Genomic DNA, 2,286 nt, shown 5'->3' on the forward strand with positions numbered 1-2,286 from the left:
CCGCAACCGGGAGGCCGCGGCGGCGGGCCGGTGGTGGGGCCATCGCCTCGCGGAGCACCTGGGCGAGCCGGGCCGCCGCGGCCTCCCGGTTGCGGAGCTGGGAGCGGTGCTCGGAGGCCGCGATCGTGAGCACCCCGCCGGACAGCCGCGGGGCCAGGCGGTCCAGCGCGCGGGCCTTCAGCTCCGGCGGGATCGCGGTGGTGGCGGCGAGGTCGAAGCCGAGCTCGACCCGGCTGTCGGTGGTGTTGACGCCCTGCCCTCCTGGCCCGGAGGAGCGGGAGAAGCGCCAGCGCAGCTCGGCCTCGGGAACGACGACCGAGGCGCGTACGACGAGCGGGCCGGGCATGATCCGCCCTCCTTTCTGGGCTTTCGGGCGGTTTGTCACCATACAGTTTACCCATCGCCCCCATACGGTGATCAAATGGTTAAGTTCCGTCACTTGTGGGAGCGGACGCGGGTCGTGCATCGTATCCGCTGGCCCGTCGGCCGCTGCTTTCCCGCCTTTCCCGGCCGGATCGCCCGCGGTCTCCGGCCGGGACGGGGATTTCCACGGAGGAAGCGTTGTGACGGCGATCGTCGGCGTGCATGGAATCGGGAAGTACCACTACTACGAGGAAGCCGGAATGTCGGCCTCGGCGGCGGCCGAGGCGCTTCGCGGGAAATGGAACCGATATCTGCACGGCGGCCTCAACGGCCTCAACGGCCTCAACGGCCTCAACGGCCTCAACGGCCTCAACGGCCTCAACGGCCTCAACGGCCTCAACGGCCTCACCGGCCTCACCGGCCTGAACGGCCGGAACGACCGTTCCGCCGGCTCCGGCGAGGACTACGTCACCGCCGTGGCCTACTACGCCCACCACCTCGGCGAACCGGGCCGCCCCGGAGCCGTTCCGGCGCGCGGCGGCCGGGTTGAGCGGGCCATGGACGCCGAGGCCCAAAGGGTCTTCTTCCACTGGGCGACGCAGCTCGAAGGGATCAAGGAGACCGCGGGGGAGTCGCTCACCGGGGCGCTGCGACGGGCGACCGAGTGGCTGCTCGAACGCCTGGAGGAGCGGGCGGTGTCGTTCGCCACCATGTTCTGCCCCGAGGTCGCGGCCTACCTGGAGAGCGCCGGGAGCCCGGCCCGCGTCCGGTGCCGCGAGGCGGTCGCCGAGGCCATCCGCAGGCACAACCCCCAGGTGGTCATCGCACACTCGCTCGGCAGCGTCGTGGCGTACGAGACCCTGCACGCCTACCCCGAGCTGAACGTGGACCTGCTGATCACGCTCGGCAGCCCGCTCGGCATGCGCAACGTCGTCTTCGAGCGGCTGATGCCGGCCCCCGCCGGAGGGTGGGGCATTCGCCCGGGAGGCGTGAAACGGTGGGTGAACATCGCCGACAAGGACGACATCGCGGCCATCCCGCCCACGCTGCGCGGCTGCTTCAACGGAGTCGACCACGACGGGCTCGTCAACCTGGACTGGATCGACTTTCACAGCGTCCGGCGCTACCTCGGATCCGGCGCTTTGAACCCGTTCTTGACTCCGTACCTCTAAAGCGATCGGCCCCTGTCGGTCCTGGCCGCTAGGGTGATTCCCCGTCGTCGTTGAACGAGGGGAATCGGGTGGAAAGCGCCTTTCAGGTAGACCTGCGTGGAGTTGTGGACCTGCTCAGCAGGCACCTCTACTCAAGCCCGCGCGTCTACGTCCGCGAGCTGCTCCAGAACGCCGTCGACGCCATCACCGCCCGGCGGGTCGATGACCCCGTCGCCCCCGCCCGCGTCGAGGTGACCGTGGAGGACGGCGGCGCCCTGCTCAAGATCCACGACACCGGGATCGGGCTCACCGAGCAGGAGGTCCACACCCTCCTGGCCACCATCGGCCGCTCCTCCAAGCGCGACGAGCTGGGCTTCGCCCGGCACGAGTTCCTCGGTCAGTTCGGGATCGGGCTGCTTTCGGGCTTCCTGGTCGCCGACGAGATCGAGGTCGAGACCCGCTCGGTCACCGGCGCCCACACCGTGCGCTGGACCGGCCTCGCCGACGGCCGCTACCGGGTCGAGCGGGCCGCCGCCGAGCGCGCCGAGCCCGGCACCACCGTCACCCTCAGGCCGCGCGCGGACGCCGGCGAGTGGGTGTCGGAGCGCACCGTCACCGAGCTGGCCGCCCTGTACGGCTCGCTGCTGCCCGTCGAGGTCCGCGTCAACGCCCGCCGGATCAGCGGCGACGGCCCGCCCTGGCAGGCTGCCCACCCCACCCCCGACGCCAGGCGGGCCGCGCTCATCGATCATGGCAGGGAGCTGTTCGGCTT

3 protein-coding genes are annotated in these 2,286 nt (G+C 71.1%); 2 read left to right on the plus strand and 1 reads right to left on the minus strand.

Translation table 11 applies throughout. The annotated features are described in order from the left end of the window. On the minus strand, positions 1 to 346 hold a 346-nt coding region (gene arfB / locus C1I98_RS37990), incomplete at its 3' end, for an alternative ribosome rescue aminoacyl-tRNA hydrolase ArfB (protein WP_111172071.1). 217 nt (positions 347 to 563) lie between these two features. Here arfB and C1I98_RS37995 point away from each other — a divergent pair. Both C1I98_RS37995 and C1I98_RS38000 read left to right on the plus strand, forming a co-directional pair. Next, positions 564 to 1,535 (plus strand): hypothetical protein, encoded by a 972-nt coding sequence (locus tag C1I98_RS37995; protein WP_111172072.1) that lies wholly within the window; start codon positions 564 to 566, stop codon positions 1,533 to 1,535. A gap of 68 nt (positions 1,536 to 1,603) precedes the next feature. Beyond that, positions 1,604 to 2,286: ATP-binding protein (locus C1I98_RS38000; protein ID WP_199537529.1), on the plus strand; the 683-nt coding region annotated here is incomplete at its 3' end.

Source organism: Spongiactinospora gelatinilytica (assembly GCF_003236385.1).
Lineage (GTDB): Bacteria > Actinomycetota > Actinomycetes > Streptosporangiales > Streptosporangiaceae > Spongiactinospora > Spongiactinospora gelatinilytica.